This window comes from Schaalia sp. Marseille-Q2122, from assembly GCF_903645355.1.
Taxonomy (GTDB): Bacteria; Actinomycetota; Actinomycetes; order Actinomycetales; family Actinomycetaceae; genus Pauljensenia.
Map to the genome: position 1 here is coordinate 284,354 of NZ_CAHJXR010000002.1, position 19,162 is coordinate 303,515.

A 19,162-nucleotide genomic window follows, 5' to 3' on the forward strand; every position below is an offset into this window, starting at 1 on the left:
GTGGTGGGCAACGTAGTGGACACTTCGTGAAAGTGGTGGCGCTGACAGGGTGTCATGTAATATCTTGATGTCAAGATATTTTCTGGCTGCCTGTCAGAACGCAGCCGACACAGTTCATCCCTTGGAGGTTCCAATGACATCCTTGAACTCCTTTGGCGCACGGTCCACCCTCACCGTCGACGGCTCGGACTACACCGTCTACCGCCTTGACGCCCTCGAAGGGCTCACGAAACTGCCCTATTCCCTCAAGGTCCTGGCAGAGAACCTGCTGCGCACCGAGGATGGTGCCAACGTCACCGCTGACCAAATCCGCGCCCTCGCCCAGTGGGATCCCACCGCCGAGCCCGACACCGAAATCCAATTCACCCCCGCCCGCGTGGTCATGCAGGACTTCACCGGCGTCCCCTGCATTGTTGACCTCGCCACCATGCGTGAAGCCGTGGCAGACCTCGGTGGCGACCCCACCCGCATTAACCCCCTCGCACCCGCTGAAATGGTCATCGACCACTCCGTGCAGATCGACGTCTTTGGCCGCCCTGACGCCTTCGAACGCAATGTTGAGCGCGAATACGAGCGCAATAACGAGCGCTACCAATTCCTACGCTGGGGACAGGGAGCCTTCGAAAACTTCCGCGTCGTCCCCCCGGGCACCGGCATCGTCCACCAGGTCAATATCGAATACCTCGCCCGCACAGTCTTCACCAAGACTGAAGAGGACGGCTCCGTCACCGCCTACCCCGACACCTGCGTCGGCACCGACTCTCACACCACCATGGTCAATGGCCTGGGCGTGCTCGGCTGGGGTGTTGGGGGCATCGAGGCCGAGGCCGCCATGCTCGGCCAGCCCGTCTCCATGCTCATCCCGCCCGTTGTTGGCTTCAAACTGTCAGGCTCGATCCCCTCCGGCGCCACCGCCACCGACGTCGTCCTCACCATCACCCAGATGCTGCGTCAACACGGCGTGGTTGGCAAGTTCGTTGAGTTCTACGGCGAAGGCGTGGGCAAGGTACCCCTGGCAAACCGCGCCACCATCGGCAATATGTCGCCCGAGTTCGGCTCGACGGCCGCCATGTTCCCCATCGACGAGGTCACCCTCGACTACCTGCGCTTAACCGGCCGCTCCGAAGAATCCATCGCCCTCGTCGAGGCCTACGCCAAGGAACAGGGCCTGTGGCACGATCCCTCCCGCGAGGTCGCCTACTCTGAGTACCTCGAACTTGACCTATCCACCGTGGTCCCCTCCATTGCCGGCCCCAAGCGCCCGCAGGACCGCATCGAACTCAGCGCCGCGAAGGCCTCGTTCAACGAGGTCATCGGCACCTACGCTCCCGGCGGCCCCCGCGAGGACGTGCCCGTCACCCTTGAAGACGGCACCGTCACCCGCCTCAACCACGGGGACGTCGCCATCGCCTCCATCACCTCCTGCACGAACACCTCTAACCCCTCGGTCATGCTCGCTGCCGGTCTACTGGCGCGCAATGCCGTCGAGCGCGGCCTGAGCGCCAAGCCCTGGGTGAAGACTTCAATGGCACCTGGCTCGAAGGTGGTCACGGACTACTACGAGAAGGCAGGGCTCTGGCCCGCTCTCGAAGCCCTGGGCTTCCACCTGGTCGGTTACGGCTGCGCTACCTGCATCGGTAACTCCGGCCCTCTGCCTGCACCCGTATCCGAGGCCGTCAACGCCAACGATCTGGCTGTTGTGTCGGTCCTTTCCGGTAACCGTAACTTCGAGGGCCGCATTAACCCCGATGTGAAGATGAACTACCTGGCATCTCCGCCTCTGGTCATCGCCTACGCCCTGGCCGGCACGATGAATTTCGATTTCGAGACTGATCCTCTTGGTCAGGATGAGAGCGGCAACGACGTGTTCTTGCGCGACATCTGGCCCTCCGCGCAAGAGGTGCAGGCAACCATCGACTCCACCCTGGATCGCTCGATGTTCGAAAAGGACTATGACAATGTCTTCGCCGGGGATGAGCGCTGGCAGGGTCTGGACACCCCGGAAGGCGATACCTTCAGCTGGGATGAGGCGTCGACCTATGTGCGCAAGCCCCCGTACTTCGAGGGCATGACCATGACCCCCGATCCCGTGACTGACATTCATGCTGCACGTGTGCTGCTCAAGCTTGGGGACTCGGTGACCACCGACCATATCTCTCCGGCTGGTTCCTTTAAGCCTGAAACCCCTGCGGGCTGCTACCTGTTGGATAATGGCGTGGTTCAACGCGACTTCAACTCCTATGGTTCCCGCCGCGGCAACCATGAGGTCATGATCCGCGGCACCTTCGCCAATATCCGCATTCGTAACGAGATCGTTCCCGGTGTTGAGGGTGGCTTCACCCGCGACTTCACCCTTGAGGGTGGGCCGACCTCCACCGTGTACGATGCCGCGCAGAACTACATCGCTGCGGGCACTCCGCTGATCGTCCTTGGCGGTAAGGAGTATGGCTCGGGTTCCTCGCGTGACTGGGCAGCTAAGGGCACTTCGTTGCTGGGCGTGCGCGCCGTCATCGCCGAGAGTTTTGAGCGTATCCACCGCTCGAACCTTATCGGTATGGGCGTTCTGCCCCTGCAATTCCCAGCAGGGGAGGACCGCAATTCCCTGGGGCTGACCGGTGAAGAGGTCATCGAGATCACCGGTATTGAAGCGCTCAACGAGGGCGTGACTCCCAAGACCCTCCGCGTGGTTGCGATCGCAGAGGGCAAGGCGCCCATCGAGTTCGACGCCGTGCTTCGCATCGATACGCCCGGCGAGGCTGATTATTACCGCAATGGCGGTATCTTGCAGTACGTGCTGCGTCAGTTGGCTGCCCAATAAAGGGGAGCTGTTGAGCTAAGGCCCCTGGAGTGCTCCGTCACCGGAAGTGCTCCAGGGGCCTTCTGCGCAGCGGAGGAGGCATCAATCCCTTCATAACGGTCGTTTTTCTTCAGCGCTAATTGAGAAATTAAACTGCGTGCCACCTGGCAAAAAAGTGAGCAGAGTCTGGACGTTTGTTCAACCCTGTGTGAGGATGCGGACGGATTTGTGACCACCGTGATGAATTCGTTAACGTTAACGTGGAGCGCTCGTTGTGGAATGCTCATCCTGAAGAAAGACATACGAGGTAGTCACGAGGAAGTGAGCCCCTTATGCGAATAAGAACAGCACCTGCAGCATTTCTTGCGGCAGCGGCTCTGGTGTTGGCAGGCGCCCCCATTGCGCATGCTGACCCTGGCGCCGATGCCCAAACAGCGCAGGAACCGATCCTGTGGTACAGGCAACCAGCGTCGCAGACTCGCATGTACCATGGCGGGCACGAAGATACCGACAAGGAATGGCAGCAGACAACCTTGCCCATCGGCAATGGCGACCTCGGGGCCACCATTTACGGTGAAATCGGGCGTGAACGTCTCGTCATTAACGAGAAGACCCTCTGGACCGGTGGTCCGGGTTCCGATCCGACCTACAGCTGGGGCAACGATGTATCCAAGGGCCGCAATGGTGAAGCCCTGCGCGATGTGCAAAGGCTCTTCGAAGAAGGAAACAATGCTGAGGCTGCTGAACTCGCTCGCCGTAGTCTCACGGGTGTGAAGCGAGGAGCCGACGGCTCTCCCACAGGAACACGTCGTGTTCAGCAAGGCGCCTACCAAGCCTGGGGTGAACTGCTCATTGATCACAAACTGGGCGCTGCTCCACAAGGAGAGAACTACCGTCGTGATCTCAATCTGCGCACCGGCATCGCATCGGTGAGTTTCCAAAACGGCGGCGCCACCTACGAACGTGAAATGTTCGTCTCTCACCCGCATAATGTCCTCGCGATGCGTATCTCCACCAACCGGGCTGAGGGCTTGGACCTGGATATCGCCTTCCCCAGCAGCGGTGACACGCGCCGGAACCGTGAAACCATCGCCTTCGCCAACAATGTGATGACCACGAAGGGCGCCCTCCACAACAACGATCTCAAGTACAACTCGAAGGTCGCTGTTGTCGCCGACGGGTCAACCATCACCAATGATGAGGACTCCTTCCAGGTCAAGGGCGGCGCCTCGGCAGTTATCTATTTGAGCGCCGCAACCGACTTTAAGTACGAGTTCCCCGCCTACCGCACAGGCCAATCAGAAGAGGCCCTCGACGCGCAGGTCAACACCGTCTTGGCTAAGGCTGTCGCTGCTGGTTGGGACACCATTAAGTCTGAGCACGTGAACGATCACCAAGCCCTGATGGACCGTGTCCAGCTCAACCTGGGATGGGACAACGCTCGGCCAACCGATGAGCTCCTTGAGCGTTACAAGCGTGGCCAGGCGACATCTGCTGAAGAACGCACCCTGGAAACACTGCTGTACCAGTACGGACGGTATATGACTGTCGGATCTTCTCGTGAAGATTCACAGCTTCCCGCGAACCTTCAGGGCGTGTGGCAACGTCGAAATAGCGACACCGGACCGGAAGCGGACTGGAAGTCCGACTACCACCTCAACGTGAATCTGCAGATGAACTACTGGCCGACCTACGCGGCCAACCTGTACGAGTCAGCAGACCCGATGATTCGCTACATCGAAGGCCTGGTCAAGCCCGGCCGCGAGACAGCAAAGGTCTACTTTGGTACTGACGGATCAGAGGGTTCAGGCTTCTCCGCACACACTGAAACCACCCCCTACGGTTGGACCGCACCTGGCTATAACTTCAAATGGGGATGGTCCCCGGCAGGTGTTCCGTGGATGTTGCAAAACGTTTATGACGCCTACGAGTACTCCTTGGATACCGAGCTCTTGGGTTCCCGCATCTACCCCTTGATGAAGGAACAATCTGACTTCTACATCTCCAAGATCTTGATGCCGACCCGTGACGCATACGGCGTGGAACGCTTGGCCTCCGCCCCTGCCTACTCGCCAGAACATGGTCCCGTGACCGCAGGCAACACCTATGAACAAATGCTTATTTGGCAGCTGTTCAACGACACGATCCATTCAGCGAAGGTTCTTGATCGTGACGGCGACAAGGTGGGTAACCTCGAGGGTTGCGCGACGGCGAACTGGAACCGAGATTGGGCCCGTGCGGGCGCCTTCGTTAACGCCGACGCTAACCGCTCGTGGAGCTGCGCGCTGTCCTTGCTCAAGCCAGTCGTTGTCGGCACTGATAACCAGATCAAGGAATGGTACGACGAGGGAGCACTGGGCAAGTGGAAGGACGGGCGCCGAGTCGACAGTTTCCAAAGCCCACACCGCCACATGTCGCACCTGCTGGGTCTCTTCCCCGGTGACTTGATCACGGTTGACGATCCCACCTTCATGGATGCTGCGAAGGTCTCGCTCAACGAGCGTACCGACTCTGCCACCGGCTGGGGTATCGCACAGCGTTTGAACGCCTGGGCTCGAACGGGCGATGGAAACCGCGTCCACCGCATTATCCGTAGTCTCTTCGCCAGCTCGATCTACGCGAATCTCTTTGACACGCACCCACCGTTCCAGATTGACGGTAACTTCGGCTACAGCTCCGCAGTCAATGAGATGCTCATGCAGTCCAACTCCACCTTCGTGGATTCGGAGCAGAAGGCACATGTGAACTACATCAATGTCCTTCCCGCACTGCCTGATGTGTGGGCGAGCGGCAGCGTGAAGGGACTGCGTGCGCGCGGTAACTTCGGCATCGATATTGACTGGGCGGATCATTCCGTGACCGAGGTCCGTCTGACCTCCGGCTCGGGCATTCCAGCAACGCTCGCCATTGCTGGTGCTCGTGGCGCCATTGTCCACGATGCTGAGGGGACAGAGGTGCCCATCACCGTCCTTGACGACAGCCACATCACCTTCCCCACTGAAACTGGAAAGACCTACACCATTTCTGGCATTCGGAGCGTGAGTGTCGAGTCTGTCACCGGCGCACACGTCATTGGTGGCAAGGATAAGACCCTGACCCTGCGTGCGAAGGTCCGTGATGGTCGCCTGACCGACGGAAGTGTCCCAGCTTTGACCTGGCAGTCAAGCAATCCGGAGATTGCCACCGTTAACAATGGTGTGGTGACCTCTGTGGTCGATGAGGGCACGGTCAGGATCGACGTTGCCCTCGCCGATGATCCAACGGTGAAGGCAAGTTTCGATGTCACGATCATCTCCGGCCGGACCGCTACACGTCAGATTGACGACGCGGATCCTTCCGTGAAGTACTCCGGTAGGTGGGGTACCTACAACACCGATAGCCGTAACCATAAGACCACCCTGCATTTCTCTCAGGGTCCCAGGGCCACAGCAACTCTGACCTTCACTGGCTCCAGCGTGGCTGTTTACGGCAATATCAATAACCACCCGAGCAATACGCTGGCTGATATCAAGGCCTGCGTGGGTGAAGAGAATTGCAAGACCGCTCAGACTAGTACTGCCTCCGATCTGCACCAGCAAAAGCTCGTTGAGTTCACCGAGCTGGAGTACGGCGAGCACACGATCACCGTGTCTCCAACGAATGGTGGTCGAAAGATCGAGCTCGATTTCTTCGAGATCGTTGTTCCCGGTGTGGATCGCACTCCTTTGCAGGATCAGCTCCAGCGCCTGGCAGGAATGGATCTGGATCCGAAGATCTACACGCCTGAGACCTTGGCCGCTGTTGAAGAGGCACGTGCCATGGCTGTGCTCGTGATGAATGCTGAGCAAGTTACTGCTGACGAAGTGGCGCTCACCACTGACGGCCTCAAGGATGCCCTTGACGCTTTGGCGCGCGACAGTGTGGCGCCGTCAACGGTGGCGAACCTTGTTGCTGACCCTGCTACCTCTAGCGTCGTCCTCACCTGGAATGCCGCTGAGGATGCTTTGGGTGTGAAGCACTACGAGGTGACCGGTGCGGACAAGACGCTGACGACCACTGAGTTGACCGCAACCTTCGAAGAACTCGCCGCTGATACTGCCTACACCTTCAGTGTTGTGGCCGTTGACTTCGCGGGTAATCGTTCGGAAGCCGCGAGCGTGGAGACGCGCACCAAGGTGGACACGCCGATCCTGCCGCAACCGAGCGATCCCGAACCGGAGACTCCGGCTCTTGAGGTCGATGAGGAAGCTCCCTTCGTTGCGGGGAACACGGTGCGTTTCACAGTGACTGGTCTGCAGCCGTTGACCCTGTACAAGGTTCAGTTGCACTCCGATCCGATTGATCTGGGTGAAGCGCTCTCGGATGCTGGCGGCACTTTGAATGTCGAGGCCGTTCTCCCTGCGACAGTGAGCGCTGGGGATCACCATATCGTCGTCCTGTCCGGCGAGGGCGTTGCCGCTCGCCTTCCCGTGAAGGTTGCCGCTCAGCCGGGTGACAATGGCGGCACTACTCCTGGCGGAAGTGACCAGGGTGGGAACAAGCCCGGTGGCGACGACCAGGGCGGGAAGAAGCCCGGTGGCGACGACCAGGGCGGGAAGAAGCCCGGTGCGGACCAAGGCGGCAAGCCCAATGGCGGTGACAACGCCAAGGACAAGGGCTCCGCGAAGAAGGATGGTTCCAAGTCCGGAGCTTCGTCGAAGCTGGCCTTGACCGGCTGGGCTAGTGGAGTGCTTCTCCTTGCCCTTGGCTTTGGTGGCGCAGGTGTCTTCTTCCTCCGTCGTAGCCGTGTTGAAGAGACCGCATAGATTCAGGTGAGGATCTCTTCTCTCTTTGAAGAGAATTCATTCTGATCCACTTCAGGGCCGTTCCCAGCAGGGAACGGCCCTGAAGCTATTTCGCACAGAGAACTGGGGGTCATGCTTATGAGCAATGACCCCCAGGAGATCGCCGATCATCGCGGCAGAGAGTATGGCCTACAGGTTAAGGATCTCCACATCCATACCGCCATCGGTAGTCAACGCCCACACCTGGCCGTAGAAGCCGAGCTCAGCTGCCCAGGACACCTGAATATTTGGTGCCCTTGTGAAGCCGTGGGCTTCATCGGGGAAGAATACTGTTGCCACAGCTCGTCCCTTTGCTGCCAGGGCATCACGCATGGCGCGGGCCTGGGAGGGGGGCACGACGCGGTCCTTCTCGCCTTGGAGGAGCAGCAGGGGAGCGGTAATGCGATCGATGTGGCTCAGGGGAGAGCGCTCTTCCCACACGGGGTCATTGAGGTCATTTGAACCGACGAGGCGGTAGGCGTAGTGCGACTCAAACTTATGGGTCTCCTGAGCGAGGAGTTTAAGATCAGCGATGCCGTAGCGGGACACGCCAGCGGTGAAGACATCGGTGGTGGCGAGAGCTGCCAGCGTCGTGAAGCCACCAGCGGATGCTCCGCGAATTGCCACTCTGGCAGGATCAACGAGGCCCTGAGCGATGAGGTACTGAGCGCCGTCGGCGCAGTCAGCAACATCGAGCACGCCCCACTGTCCCGTGAGACGTTCGCGGTAGGCGCGCCCGGCGCCGGTAGAGCCCCGATAGTTGACGTCAAGCACCGCGAAACCGCGGCTCGTCCAATATTGCAGGGGGACGGCAAGGCCCGGTCGGGCTGCTGTGGTGGGGCCGCCGTGGACGTTGACAATGAGGGGAGGCAGGTCGCCCTCGGGGGCAGTGAACTCGGGATTGACCGGAGGGTAGTAGAAGCCATGGGCCTTCTCTCCATCGCGCGTATCCCAGCTGATGATCTGTGCCCGCGACACAAGTCCGGGGTCAATCTCTGCCTCAGAGGAGGGACGGATCACTCGGGTGGTGCCGTTCTTTACCTCGACGATAGCGGGGGCGTGAGTGGCGGAATCGGCAAGGAATACGACGCGCTCGTCAGTGGAGGCGACGTTACCGATCGGCCACCAGCCGGTGGGCCATTCCTCGGTGAGGCCATTGTCCAAGCGGACCGTCCCCAAGTGCCAGGTGTGGTTTTCTGCCCAGGAGCAGATGAGTTGCTCATGGTCAAAGTTGTCAAAGGAGTGAAGGCCCAGTGCCCAGTGCGGGTGGGAGAAGGCCCGGGGGCCAGGGCGCAGGGGACGAGTGCGCAGGCGAGTGGCCCACGTCTGATCATCATCGCCTTCTACCCAGGTGAAGCCTTCTGTGCGGTAGAGGTTTGCCCAGCCTGAGGAATCATCAACATGAATAAGGTCGCCATCAAGGGTCCATCGTGGTTCGTAGACGCAGACATCTGTTCGGTCGATGATGCTGAGCTGGTGGCGAATCTGCCCGCCGAAGCCGAGGTCGCCGACATGCAGCGCCGACTGCGTCCATGGCATATGTGGATGGTCCCACGTGATCCAGGCGAGTTTGGTGCCATCAGGGGACAGGGTGGGGGCGGAGACGAAATCCGTGCCCTCGAAAACCGTTTCGATGGAGGAAGCGTCGCGGCTGGCGGAACCATCAAGGGGGATGGCTACGAGGCTATTGACAGGCTCCTCACCGACGGAGTGATCCTCGCAGACGGCGTAGACCAGTCCTCGCGTGTCGTCGCACTCAAAATCGCCGTAGCGTCGATTATCAAGGGGGGTGAGGGGACGGAGGATACCGCCGGAGACCTCTGTGTCGTAGCGGTAGACGCGGCCGTCAAAACCGTCAGAAAAGATGATCATGCCGTTGACGACGGCGTAGGCGCGGCCCCCGTATTCGTGGACGCGGGTGCGCACGTCGGGCAGGCGGATGCCGTCGATCATGGGGAGGACCTCGGTGGTCTGACCGAGGGAATTACGCCGGAGGAGGACATTGCGTCCATCGTCCTTGGGGTGGCCTTCGACCCAGTAGGTGTCTGGTCCATCAACACGTACCTGAGCAAGGGTCACGGAACGCGCCGTGAATGAGTCAACAGTGACAGGAGAAGTCCATTCACCATAGGGAGCGACGACCGGAGCCATGAGAGGGAACCTCTTTTCCGAAGACTGCGATAGAGGAGGGCGGGCCTCCCCATCCATGCTAATGCTTGGCGCGCTCAGGAGGGAGGATCCAGTCTCGATGTGGTCACATCCGTAGGGTGATTCGCGTCGTGAATACCGCTAATGTGCGTTTGGGCCTCTAGAATCGTGCTCATGGTTGAAAGTGGACTCCAGACAGTGCCTACTCTCCTGGCAGGCATCCAACACCCTGCTGAGTTGAAGAACCTTCAGGTGCCTCAACTCAAGCGGTTGGCGATTGAGATCCGCCGCCATTTGATTACGTCGGTTTCGCGGACGGGTGGGCATCTGGGTCCGAATCTGGGTGTGGTTGAGCTGACGATTGCCCTTCATCGTGTGTTTGACTCACCTGAAGACACCATCATCTTTGATACCGGACATCAGTCCTATGTCCATAAGCTGCTCACGGGTCGGCACGATTTTTCGCAGCTCCGCCAAGAGGGAGGTATTTCTGGGTACCCTTCGCGTGCGGAGTCCGAGCATGATGTGCTTGAGAATTCGCACGCCTCCTCCTCGCTGTCATGGGCCGATGGTATTTCGCGTGAGAAGGAGCGTCAGGGGGATGAGACGTGGACGGTGGCTGTCATTGGCGATGGTGCCCTGACAGGCGGCATGGCCTGGGAGGCTTTGAATAATATCGCGGCATCGGAGCACCGCCGCGTACTCATCGTCATTAATGACAATGGCCGGTCCTATGCGCCCACTATTGGCGGGGTTGCCCATCATCTTGACACTTTGCGTACCTCTGAAGGGTATGAGCGAACGCTCGCTTGGGGTAAGCGTGCTCTTTTGGGCTTGGGGGAGCCCGGCCGAGCCGCCTACGATGCTCTTCACGGTCTGAAGGCAGGTTTAAAGGACGCGCTCATTCCGCAGGTTATGTTCGAGGACCTGGGATTGAAGTACCTCGGCCCGGTGGATGGTCATGACGTCGCGGCTTTGGAGAATATCTTGAGCCGAGCGAAGGGCCTCAATCAGCCTGTTCTCGTTCACGTGCATACTCAGAAGGGCCGAGGCTACACCCCGGCTGAGGAGGACATCGCTGATCGTTTCCACGCGGTAGGGCAGATCCACCCGGAGACGGGACTGCCTGTCGCTCCTGCCCGTTTCGGATGGACCAGCGTTTTTGCCGATGAGATGTGCCAGATCGCTCGTGAGCATCCACATGTGGTGGGTGTGACTGCGGCGATGATGCTGCCTGTGGGGTTGGGACCGATGGCGGAGGAATTCCCCGAGCGTGTCATCGACGTGGGCATTGCCGAGCAGCATGCGGTGGCCGCCGCCGCAGGGATGGCCTACGAGGGCGCCCACCCGGTGTTTGCCGTGTATGCGACCTTCCTCAATCGTGCTTTCGACCAGGTGTTGATGGATGTTGCGCTCCATCAGGCTGGTGTGACCTTTGTTCTTGATCGTGCCGGTCTGACCGGTGACGATGGTGCGTCGCATAATGGCATGTGGGATATTGCCATGCTTTCGATGGTGCCGGGACTGCGCTTGGCTGCCCCGCGCGATGAGGTGAATCTGCGTGCGTGCCTGCGTGAAGCCATTGCCGTTGAGGATGCGCCCACAGTCGTGCGTTACCGCAAGGGCGAGTTGCCTGAACCGATGGAGGCTCTTCGCTGTGTTGGGGGAGTGGATATTCTCTTTGATTCCTTCACTGAGCGCGATGTCAGCGATTCCTTCGTCGGCGACGTCGCATCCTCCGACGCCCCTGCTCGGACGCGAGTGTCGCGGGTTCTCTGTGTGGGGACAGGCGCGCTTTTGCCGGACTCTTTGGAGGCCGCTGAGCGCCTGCGAGGCGAAGGATTTGAGGTTCGCGTTGTTGACCCGCGCTGGCTCCTTCCGATCAATCCTGCCCTGGTGGATCTTGCGCGGGAGGCCGACCTGGTGGTGACCGTCGAGGATGGCCTCGTTGAGGGCGGTTTTGGATCTGCTGTGCGCGATGCCCTTGCCCTATCCCGCGTGCCGGTGGTGAGCTGCGGTATCCCGCGTTCCTTCCTCCCTCACGCTTCCCGTGTGAGTTTGAAGGCGGCACTTGGTCTCGATGCTGATGGCATCGTGAGGGCCGTGAAGGATGCCTGCGCTCAGTTGCGGGGGTAGCTCTGCTACGCAGGACGAGGCGAACGCGCCGTCCTCGTCAGGCGAAAGGGCGCACGATCAGGTGCTGAGGGCATCAATGAGAGCGTCGGTGCACAGCGTGCGCTGCCACTCGCGCGCGCCACTGTGGACGAGGCGTTCTTCGATTTCCTCTCCGAGGCGGCGGCCTTCGAGGGGCGCCCAGCACAGATAGCGTTGGACCTTGGGTTCGAGGAGGATCTCAGGATCGAGGTCTAGTCCCTCTGCGATCTGCGCGATAGCAAAGCGTACGCTTCGCAGTCGTTCAAAAGCCTCGGGGTCGAGGCGGTTCCAGTGGCGAATCTCTGGGATGCCCGCGCTGGATCGGGGCACTCCTCGGGAGGGCAGTTCCTCCTCCGTCGCGAAACGGCCTCGGTTGATGGCGCGCATCCACTGGTCGGTGTGTTCGCGCGCAAGCGGGGAGCGGAAGTCCTGGATGGTCAGCAGTGTTCTGCGGTTGCGGGGTGGTTGGGCGGCGGCGCGGATCAGTGCGGAGTTTCGCAGCAGGCGGTTTGGGTCCATGTCGATGGCCTCTGCAATGCGTTCACGGGCGAGCCAGAGCTCACGGAGGATTGCGAGGTTGCGGCGGGACTTGAGGGCGCCCTTGCCGGGGACTTTGCGCCAGCGCTCGGTTTTCGGTTCGGGGCGCGGACGGGTAAGGATGTGGGCGAATTCGGCTTCTGCCCATTCCCATCGACCGGAGTCATGAAGTCGTGTGGCGAGCTTGCGGTAGAGCTCGGTGAGGACCTCAACATCCAAGGCGGCGTAGCGTAGCCAGCCGGTGGGGAGAGGTCGAACAGACCAGTCTGAGGCCTGGTGTTCTTTGGCAAGAGCAAGCCCCAGGAATTCCTTGGTAATAGCGGCAAGGCCAAAGCGTTGGCTTCCCACGAGGCGCGCGGCCATCATCGTGTCGAACAGAGCCTGGGGTTCCAGTCCGACTTGGCGCAGATTCGGTAGATCCTGCTCGGCATCATGGAGTAGCCATACGGTGGAGGCTGCGGGAGTCAGAGCACTCAGGTCGTTGAGGATGGTGGGGTCAATGAGGAAGGTGCCAACGTCCTCGCGGCGCAGTTGGATGAGGTAGGGGTCTGCGCCGTAGCGGAATCCGTGGGCGCGTTCGACATCTGCGGCGATGGGCGCCGTACCCGAGTGAAAGGCGTTGATGGCCTTGTCATAGGCTTCTGGGGTGTCGATGATTGCCGGGACGCCGTGTCGCGGACCTGCCAGGAGCACAGGATTTTCGCTGTCTCCGCTGGGGAGGTCGCCACTGTTGGAAATACGCATGCAGGTGTTAGATGTGTTCGAGGTGACGGGTAGGAACGACGCCGGACGTGCGGCACAGGAGTTCCATCCAGGCACTGAGGTGCTCACCGAGGTAGGCGGTGGTCGGCGTCCATGATGCGCGTAATTCAACGTAGAGCGTTGAGTCGGTAAGTTCAAGTCCGCCGAAGGATTCTGACATCTCTTTTGTGACGGTTCCGGTCAGATCATGGTAGCCCGCCCCTGCGTCGTCCAAGCAATCGTGAGCCCAATTCCACAGCGCTTCGCTCAGGAGAGGATCGGTGCTCATTTCAGCGTCGATTTGGGTACGTAACTGGCCGACGATCCTGAAGGTACCATTCCAGCCGATTTGCCCGTCAGGATCATAGAGGACGACGAAACGTCCCGTCGCGAGGGGATTTTGGTGTCCTTCCATGCGCGTGCGCATCGACAGTCCAGCGCTCCAGGGCGCGAGTTGGCGAGGAGGGGGGATCTCTTCGAGGATGAGTTCGGGTGAGCGTGGGGTGTCACGCAGGCTGAGGAGGGCCGTGATGAAGTCCGCCGGAATAGGTGTTTCGCTCACTCCTTCAGCGTAAATCCCTCCTGCGGCGGCGCTGTTCAGGCGCGCCGTCTGGCGGTGAATAGAGGCGCATTGTGGTCGCAAGATGCGTGTGCGTGCGAGACCTCAAAACGAGGTGTTGCGCACCTCACGTTTGCCTGAACGTGGTCTGAGATTGGTATTTCCCTTGCGTTCACGGCCAAAACCCGCTCTTGAGTGCTGATTTTGCATGCGGGCGCAGAAGTTGTTAGAGTTCTACTCGTTGCACGGAGCGATCTGAGATCCTCACGATGTACACGCGGATGTGGCTCAGTTGGTAGAGCATCACCTTGCCAAGGTGAGGGTCGCGGGTTCGAGTCCCGTCATCCGCTCGGGCGATTGGCGCAGCGGTAGCGCGCTTCCCTGACACGGAAGAGGTCACTGGTTCGAACCCAGTATCGCCCACTCGTCGTCACCTGGTGACAGGAGGACGCGGGGTTGATCCCCAAAATATGCGGATGTGGCTCAGTTGGTAGAGCATCACCTTGCCAAGGTGAGGGTCGCGGGTTCGAGTCCCGTCATCCGCTCGGTCCCCCTCGGAAACTCTCCGACGAACGGTGGGATGTTCGGTGGGTTGGCCGAGAGGCGAGGCAGCGGCCTGCAAAGCCGTATACACGGGTTCGAATCCCGTACCCACCTCGGGCGATTGGCGTAGTGGTAGCGCGCTTCCTTCACACGGAAGAGGTCACTGGTTCGATCCCAGTATCGCCCACCAGTAGTAGGCGGCACTCGTGTGCCGCCTTTTGTTATATCCCACAGCTTGACCCAAGAAGACCTATTCTCCCTGCACGTCGAGGAGGGACAAGCTAGTCTCAAGGTGACGCTTCTATGGAAAGAAGCCGAAAGGAGCACGCCCGAATGACTCAGACAGACCGACACTCCCTGCTTCCCGTGATCATTGGTGGGGATACCGGTGTCTACGCTATCGGTCGTTCCTTTCACGAGGCCTTTGGCTGTCGATGCATCGCGGTTGCCTCGGCACCCACCGAAGCCATTAAACGTTCGGTCTTCTTCGATGTGGAGCGCATCCCCCCGCGCATAGGAGACGAGGAACTCCTTGCTGTCCTCGTTGGTTTGGCGGCGGCGAACCCCGGTCGTGAGCTTATTCTGATGGCCAACCACGATCTTTTCTCGTCCTTCATTGCCCGCAACCGCGAGGTCCTTTCCTCTCACTACGCCTTACCTTTCCCCACTCTTGAGGTGGTCGACGCTGTCACGGACAAGGCCTCTTTCGCGCACATCTGCGAGGGGCTGGGCATTGCCACTCCCGGCACCGTTGAGGTCGACTTCTCGGCAGCGACACAGGCCCAATGGTGCGCTCCGACAATTCCCTTCGACTTCCCCGTCGTTGCCAAAGCCGCGCGCGGCGATGCCTACGACGCACTCGTTTTTGAGGGCAAGCGGAAGATCTGGTTCATTGAGACTGCCGAGGAGCTTGAACAGCTGTGGAGCACGCTCATTGATGCCGGATTCACCGACACCTTCCTCGTCCAAGAACTGATCCCCGGCGACAACACCTACATGCGCTCCGTGACCGCTTACGTGGATTCGCGCGGTGAGATGACGCTGATCGGTTCGGCTCGCGTGCTTCTTGAAGACCACGACCCGACACTGATTGGCAACCCTGTTGCGATGGTGACAGAGCCCTTTGAGGAATTGTGGGAGGATGCTCGACGCATCCTCGAGGCAACGAAGTATCGCGGCTTTGCGAACTTCGACGTCAAGATCGACCCGCGTAACGGCCGCGCACTCTTCTTTGAGGTTAATCCCCGCATCGGGCGGAATAACTGGTACATGAGTGCTGCGGGGGCCAACCCCATGTCGGTGATGGTGGCCGATCTTATCGACAAGATGGAATGTGAACCCGTGGAGGCTCGTAAGGAGATTCTCTACACCCTGGTTCCCAACTCCCTCCTCTTGCGCTATATTCGCGACGACGCTCTGCGGGCTCGCGTGGAGGGCATTATTGCCCGCGGGGAAGCCCTCAATCCCCTGGAATACCCGGTGGAAACAGATATGAAGCGGCGCCTCATTGTCGCCCTACAGAAACTGAATCAGCATCGAAAATTTGCCAGGTATTACCCTGAAGCCACGGACCAGTCTTTCTGATGCGTTGCTGCCCGCAGGGCGCCACCGTTCACCACACCTAAGGAGCTTGACGGCGATGACGACCTCACCTCAGTCCCATGCCCCGGCCACGCGATTGGTCGCAGTTGACGCTGAAGGCATGCGTATTGGCGCTGCGGGTGTTGCTCCGCTGCCTATTGAGCAATCGGCTCCCTGGGAGGCTTTTGAGGCGACCCGAGGAAACCGCCATTGGGGCCGCTTTGAGTGGTTCGAGGGTGAGAAACGCTGCGCGGTCATTAGCCTGTACGCGCACAGCCTGCGTGGAGTCACCTACCTGTGGGCCAAGCACGGCCCGGTCTGGCTCAAGGAAGCCACGCCTGAGCGTGAGGCAGCTTTCCGCGCTGATCTGGCGGCCGAGGTGAAGAAGCGTGATCGTTCGGTGGCCTTCGTTCGCCTGCATGCCACCTACAGCGCTGAGGATCTGGAAGACGTCTTGCAGATCATTACCTACGACCGCACTGTCATTATCGACACTTCCGGTGGGAGCGAAGAGTCTGTCCTCGAATCGATGACCACCGAGGGACGACGTGCGGTTCGTCGGGCGAAGAAGAGGATGGACGAGGGCGGCGGCATCATCGTCGAGGAAACCGGCCTGTCCGAGAAGGATTTCGCTGAGTATTACTCGATCCTTGTCGAGACGGCTCAACGCGATGGTTTCTCGCCTCATCCGATGGAGTACTACACCTCCATGCTGTCTGCTCTTGGTCCCGAGCATGCGCGCCTCTTTGGCGTCAGGGTAGGGGAGAATCGTGAGCTCGTCTGCTGGGACCTCGTGCTTGTCTATGACAAGCAGGCAGTGGCCTTCTACGGGGCTTCCTCCGCTCAGGCGCGCAATGTTTTGGGTCCCGATGCTTTGGACTTTGGTGTGGCCGCGATTTTGGCAGCGGAGGGAATCACGGGTGGCCTTGACCTGATGGGCGCGCATTCTCCGCGTATTCCCCAGCTCTTCCGCGTCGGCAAGTACAAGAAGCGCTACGCACAGCACTACACCGACGTTCCTGGCGCTTGGGATATGCCTCTGAAACCGACCCTGTACAAGGCCCTGCGTGCTGCTCTGCGACTCAAGCGTTCCCTGCGGGCCTGAGTCCTCCCCAACACGGCGCTCTTCTTGAGGGATTCTTGCTCGTGATCTTCTGCCCGCGTTCGCGCGTGCAGGCCTCCTGTGGTCACAGCACCTCCCGAGGGAGTGAGGGGAACTAAGCGCCCCAGTCGCAGGGGGTAGAATGGGCCAGTTAGTGTTTTCTGTAACCCCTGAGGAGCTCAAGGTGCCTTCTATCGACGTCATCATCGACGGTGTCAACCACAGCATCGAGGCAGGCACAACCGGCACTACCTGGTACGCCGACCGTAAGGAGGTCATCGCCCTCCACATCAACGGCGAGCCCCGCGATCTCTACAGTGAACTGCCTGAAGGCGCCACCGTTGATGCCATCACCATCGACTCCCCGGCTGGCCTCGATATCCTGCGCCACTCCACCACCCACGTCCTGGCCCAGGCCGTCCAGCAGGTATTCCCTGACGTGAACCTCGGTATTGGCCCCTTCATTACCGACGGTTTCTACTACGACTTTGGCAATATTGATGCCGTCACCCCCGAGCTCATGCGTGACCTCGAAAAGCGCATGAAGCGTATCGTCAAGGAAGGCCAGCGCTTCCAACGCCGCGTCATCACCGAGGCCGAGGCCGCTGTCGAACTCGCCGACCAGCCCTACAAGCTCGAACTCGTCCAGACCAAGGGCTCGGGTGCGGATGGCGCATCCGTTGAGGTCGGCGCCGGTGAACTCACCATGTACGACAATGTCGGACGCGACGACCAGGTGATCTGGACCGACCTGTGCCGTGGTCCCCACCTGCCCAACACCCGCCTCATCGGCCAGGGTTTTTGCCTGACCAAGGCCTCCTCGGCCTATTGGAAGGGTGACCAGGCCAACGATCCTCTCCAGCGCATCTATGGCACTGCGTGGGCCTCGAAGGAAGATCTCCAGGCTTATCAGGAGCGCATTAAGGAAGCTGAGCGTCGCGACCACCGCCGTCTGGGCGCCGAATTGGATCTCTTCTCCTTCCCCGAAGAACTCGGCGCCGGCCTGCCCGTCTTCCACCCCAAGGGTGGCATCCTCAAGCGTGTCATGGAGGACTACGTCCGCCAGGCTCATATCGACAATGGCTTCCTCTACGTGGGTACCCCGCACATCTCCAAGGAAGACCTCTTCCACACCTCGGGCCACCTGCCCTATTACGCCGATGGCATGTTCCCCCCGATGGACGATGACGGCCAGCTGTACTACCTCAAGGCCATGAACTGCCCGATGCATAACCTCATCTTCCGCAGCCGTGGCCGCTCCTACCGAGAGCTCCCCCTGCGCCTGTTTGAGTTTGGCACCGTCTACCGCAATGAGAAATCCGGCGTGCTCCAGGGCCTGACCCGCGTGCGCTCCATCACCCAGGACGACTCGCACTCCTATGTCATGCCCGAACAAGCCGCTGACGAAATCAAGCACCTGCTGAACTTCATCCTGACTTTGCTGCGTGACTTCGGCATGGATGATTTCTACCTGGAGCTGTCCACCCGCGACACCGACGGGAAGAAGAAGGACAAGTTCATCGGCACCGACGAACAGTGGGAAGAAGCCACCCGTATCCTGGAACAGTGCGCCGAGGAAACCGGACTGACCTGCGTGCCTGACCCGGGCGGCGCCGCCTTCTACGGCCCGAAGATCTCCATCCAAGCCAAGGATGCCATCGGCCGTACCTGGCAGATGTCGACCATCCAATACGACTTCAACCAGCCTGCACGTTTTGGCCTGGAGTACACCGCACCCGATGGCACCCACCAGCAGCCGGTGATGATCCACTCGGCGAAGTTTGGCTCCATTGAGCGCTTCATCGGCGTGCTCATTGAGCATTACGCCGGCGCGTTCCCCGCGTGGCTGTCGCCCGTGCAGGTCAAGCTCGTTCCGGTGGCCGAGGCCTTCTACGACTACGTTGAGGATGTCGCCGCACAGCTGCGCGCCCACGGCGTGCGCGTGGAGGTTGATCTCTCCGACGATCGTTTCGGTAAGAAGATCCGCAATGCCTCGAAGGAAAAGGTCCCCTTCACGCTCATCGCTGGCGGCGAGGATGCGGAGGCATGCGCCGTGTCCTTCCGTTTCCGTGACGGTTCCCAGACCAATGGGGTGCCCGTCGCCGACGCTGTGGCGGCGATCGTTGCCCACATTGAACAGCGCGTGAACTCTGATGAGGTCGAAGGCCTGATGAACGCCGAGGCCACAGAGTAAGGTC

The 19,162-nt window shown here is 60.2% G+C and carries 9 protein-coding genes and 5 tRNA genes; 11 read left to right on the forward strand and 3 right to left on the reverse strand.

Annotated features, from left to right (window positions below; translation table 11 throughout):
• The first annotated feature begins 133 nt into the window (after positions 1-133).
• On the forward strand, positions 134-2,818 hold the full coding sequence (gene acnA / locus HWX48_RS02225; RefSeq protein WP_175954193.1) for an aconitate hydratase AcnA: 2,685 nt from the start codon (positions 134-136) through the stop codon (positions 2,816-2,818).
• A gap of 311 nt (positions 2,819-3,129) precedes the next feature.
• The gene (locus tag HWX48_RS02230; protein ID WP_175954195.1) at positions 3,130-7,581 is read left to right on the forward strand and encodes a glycoside hydrolase N-terminal domain-containing protein; all 4,452 of its coding nucleotides are present in this window, start codon (positions 3,130-3,132) and stop codon (positions 7,579-7,581) included.
• Positions 7,582-7,749: 168 nt separating this feature from the next.
• Here HWX48_RS02230 and HWX48_RS02235 read toward each other — a convergent pair whose 3' ends face one another.
• Positions 7,750-9,750, reverse strand: a complete 2,001-nt coding sequence (locus HWX48_RS02235; RefSeq protein WP_175954197.1) for a S9 family peptidase — start codon at positions 9,748-9,750, stop codon at positions 7,750-7,752.
• Between the two features lie 195 nt (positions 9,751-9,945).
• Between HWX48_RS02235 and dxs the strand changes: the two genes are divergently transcribed.
• Positions 9,946-11,883 (forward strand): 1-deoxy-D-xylulose-5-phosphate synthase, encoded by a 1,938-nt coding sequence (gene dxs / locus HWX48_RS02240; protein WP_254872917.1) that lies wholly within the window; start codon positions 9,946-9,948, stop codon positions 11,881-11,883.
• A 57-nt stretch (positions 11,884-11,940) separates the two neighbouring features.
• Here dxs and HWX48_RS02245 read toward each other — a convergent pair whose 3' ends face one another.
• Positions 11,941-13,182 (reverse strand): HRDC domain-containing protein, encoded by a 1,242-nt coding sequence (locus HWX48_RS02245; RefSeq protein ID WP_175954200.1) that lies wholly within the window; start codon positions 13,180-13,182, stop codon positions 11,941-11,943.
• A gap of 7 nt (positions 13,183-13,189) precedes the next feature.
• On the reverse strand, positions 13,190-13,741 hold the full coding sequence (locus HWX48_RS02250; RefSeq protein WP_254872918.1) for a DUF3000 domain-containing protein: 552 nt from the start codon (positions 13,739-13,741) through the stop codon (positions 13,190-13,192).
• Positions 13,742-14,015: 274 nt separating this feature from the next.
• Between HWX48_RS02250 and HWX48_RS02255 the strand changes: the two genes are divergently transcribed.
• The 8 genes from HWX48_RS02255 to thrS all read left to right on the forward strand — a co-directional run bounded on the left by HWX48_RS02255 (position 14,016) and on the right by thrS (position 19,158).
• Positions 14,016-14,088: transfer RNA gene (locus HWX48_RS02255), tRNA-Gly, on the forward strand.
• A gap of 1 nt (position 14,089) precedes the next feature.
• A tRNA-Val gene (locus tag HWX48_RS02260) sits at positions 14,090-14,161 on the forward strand.
• 49 nt (positions 14,162-14,210) lie between these two features.
• Positions 14,211-14,283, forward strand: a tRNA-Gly gene (locus HWX48_RS02265).
• 41 nt (positions 14,284-14,324) lie between these two features.
• Positions 14,325-14,395: transfer RNA gene (locus tag HWX48_RS02270), tRNA-Cys, on the forward strand.
• A gap of 1 nt (position 14,396) precedes the next feature.
• Positions 14,397-14,471 (forward strand) — tRNA-Val (locus HWX48_RS02275).
• 143 nt (positions 14,472-14,614) lie between these two features.
• Positions 14,615-15,865 carry a carboxylate--amine ligase gene (locus tag HWX48_RS02280; protein ID WP_175954202.1) on the forward strand — a complete coding sequence of 417 codons (1,251 nt, stop codon included), beginning with the start codon at positions 14,615-14,617 and terminating at the stop codon, positions 15,863-15,865.
• A 55-nt stretch (positions 15,866-15,920) separates the two neighbouring features.
• Entirely contained in the window at positions 15,921-16,967 is a 1,047-nt protein-coding gene (locus HWX48_RS02285) for a peptidoglycan bridge formation glycyltransferase FemA/FemB family protein (protein ID WP_175954204.1), read from the forward strand.
• A gap of 181 nt (positions 16,968-17,148) precedes the next feature.
• Positions 17,149-19,158, forward strand: a complete 2,010-nt coding sequence (thrS, locus tag HWX48_RS02290) for a threonine--tRNA ligase (RefSeq protein WP_175954206.1) — start codon at positions 17,149-17,151, stop codon at positions 19,156-19,158.
• Positions 19,159-19,162 lie beyond the last annotated feature (4 nt).

Excerpts from the sequence above, each read along its gene's own strand:
- acnA (WP_175954193.1), top strand. The coding sequence starts at position 134 with ATGACATCCTTGAACTCCTTTGGCGCACGGTCCACCCTCACCGTCGAC.
- HWX48_RS02230 (WP_175954195.1), top strand. The coding sequence starts at position 3,130 with ATGCGAATAAGAACAGCACCTGCAGCATTTCTTGCGGCAGCGGCTCTG.
- HWX48_RS02235 (WP_175954197.1), bottom strand. The coding sequence starts at position 9,750 with ATGGCTCCGGTCGTCGCTCCCTATGGTGAATGGACTTCTCCTGTCACT.
- HWX48_RS02245 (WP_175954200.1), bottom strand. The coding sequence starts at position 13,182 with ATGCGTATTTCCAACAGTGGCGACCTCCCCAGCGGAGACAGCGAAAAT.
- HWX48_RS02280 (WP_175954202.1), top strand. The coding sequence starts at position 14,615 with ATGACTCAGACAGACCGACACTCCCTGCTTCCCGTGATCATTGGTGGG.
- HWX48_RS02285 (WP_175954204.1), top strand. The coding sequence starts at position 15,921 with ATGACGACCTCACCTCAGTCCCATGCCCCGGCCACGCGATTGGTCGCA.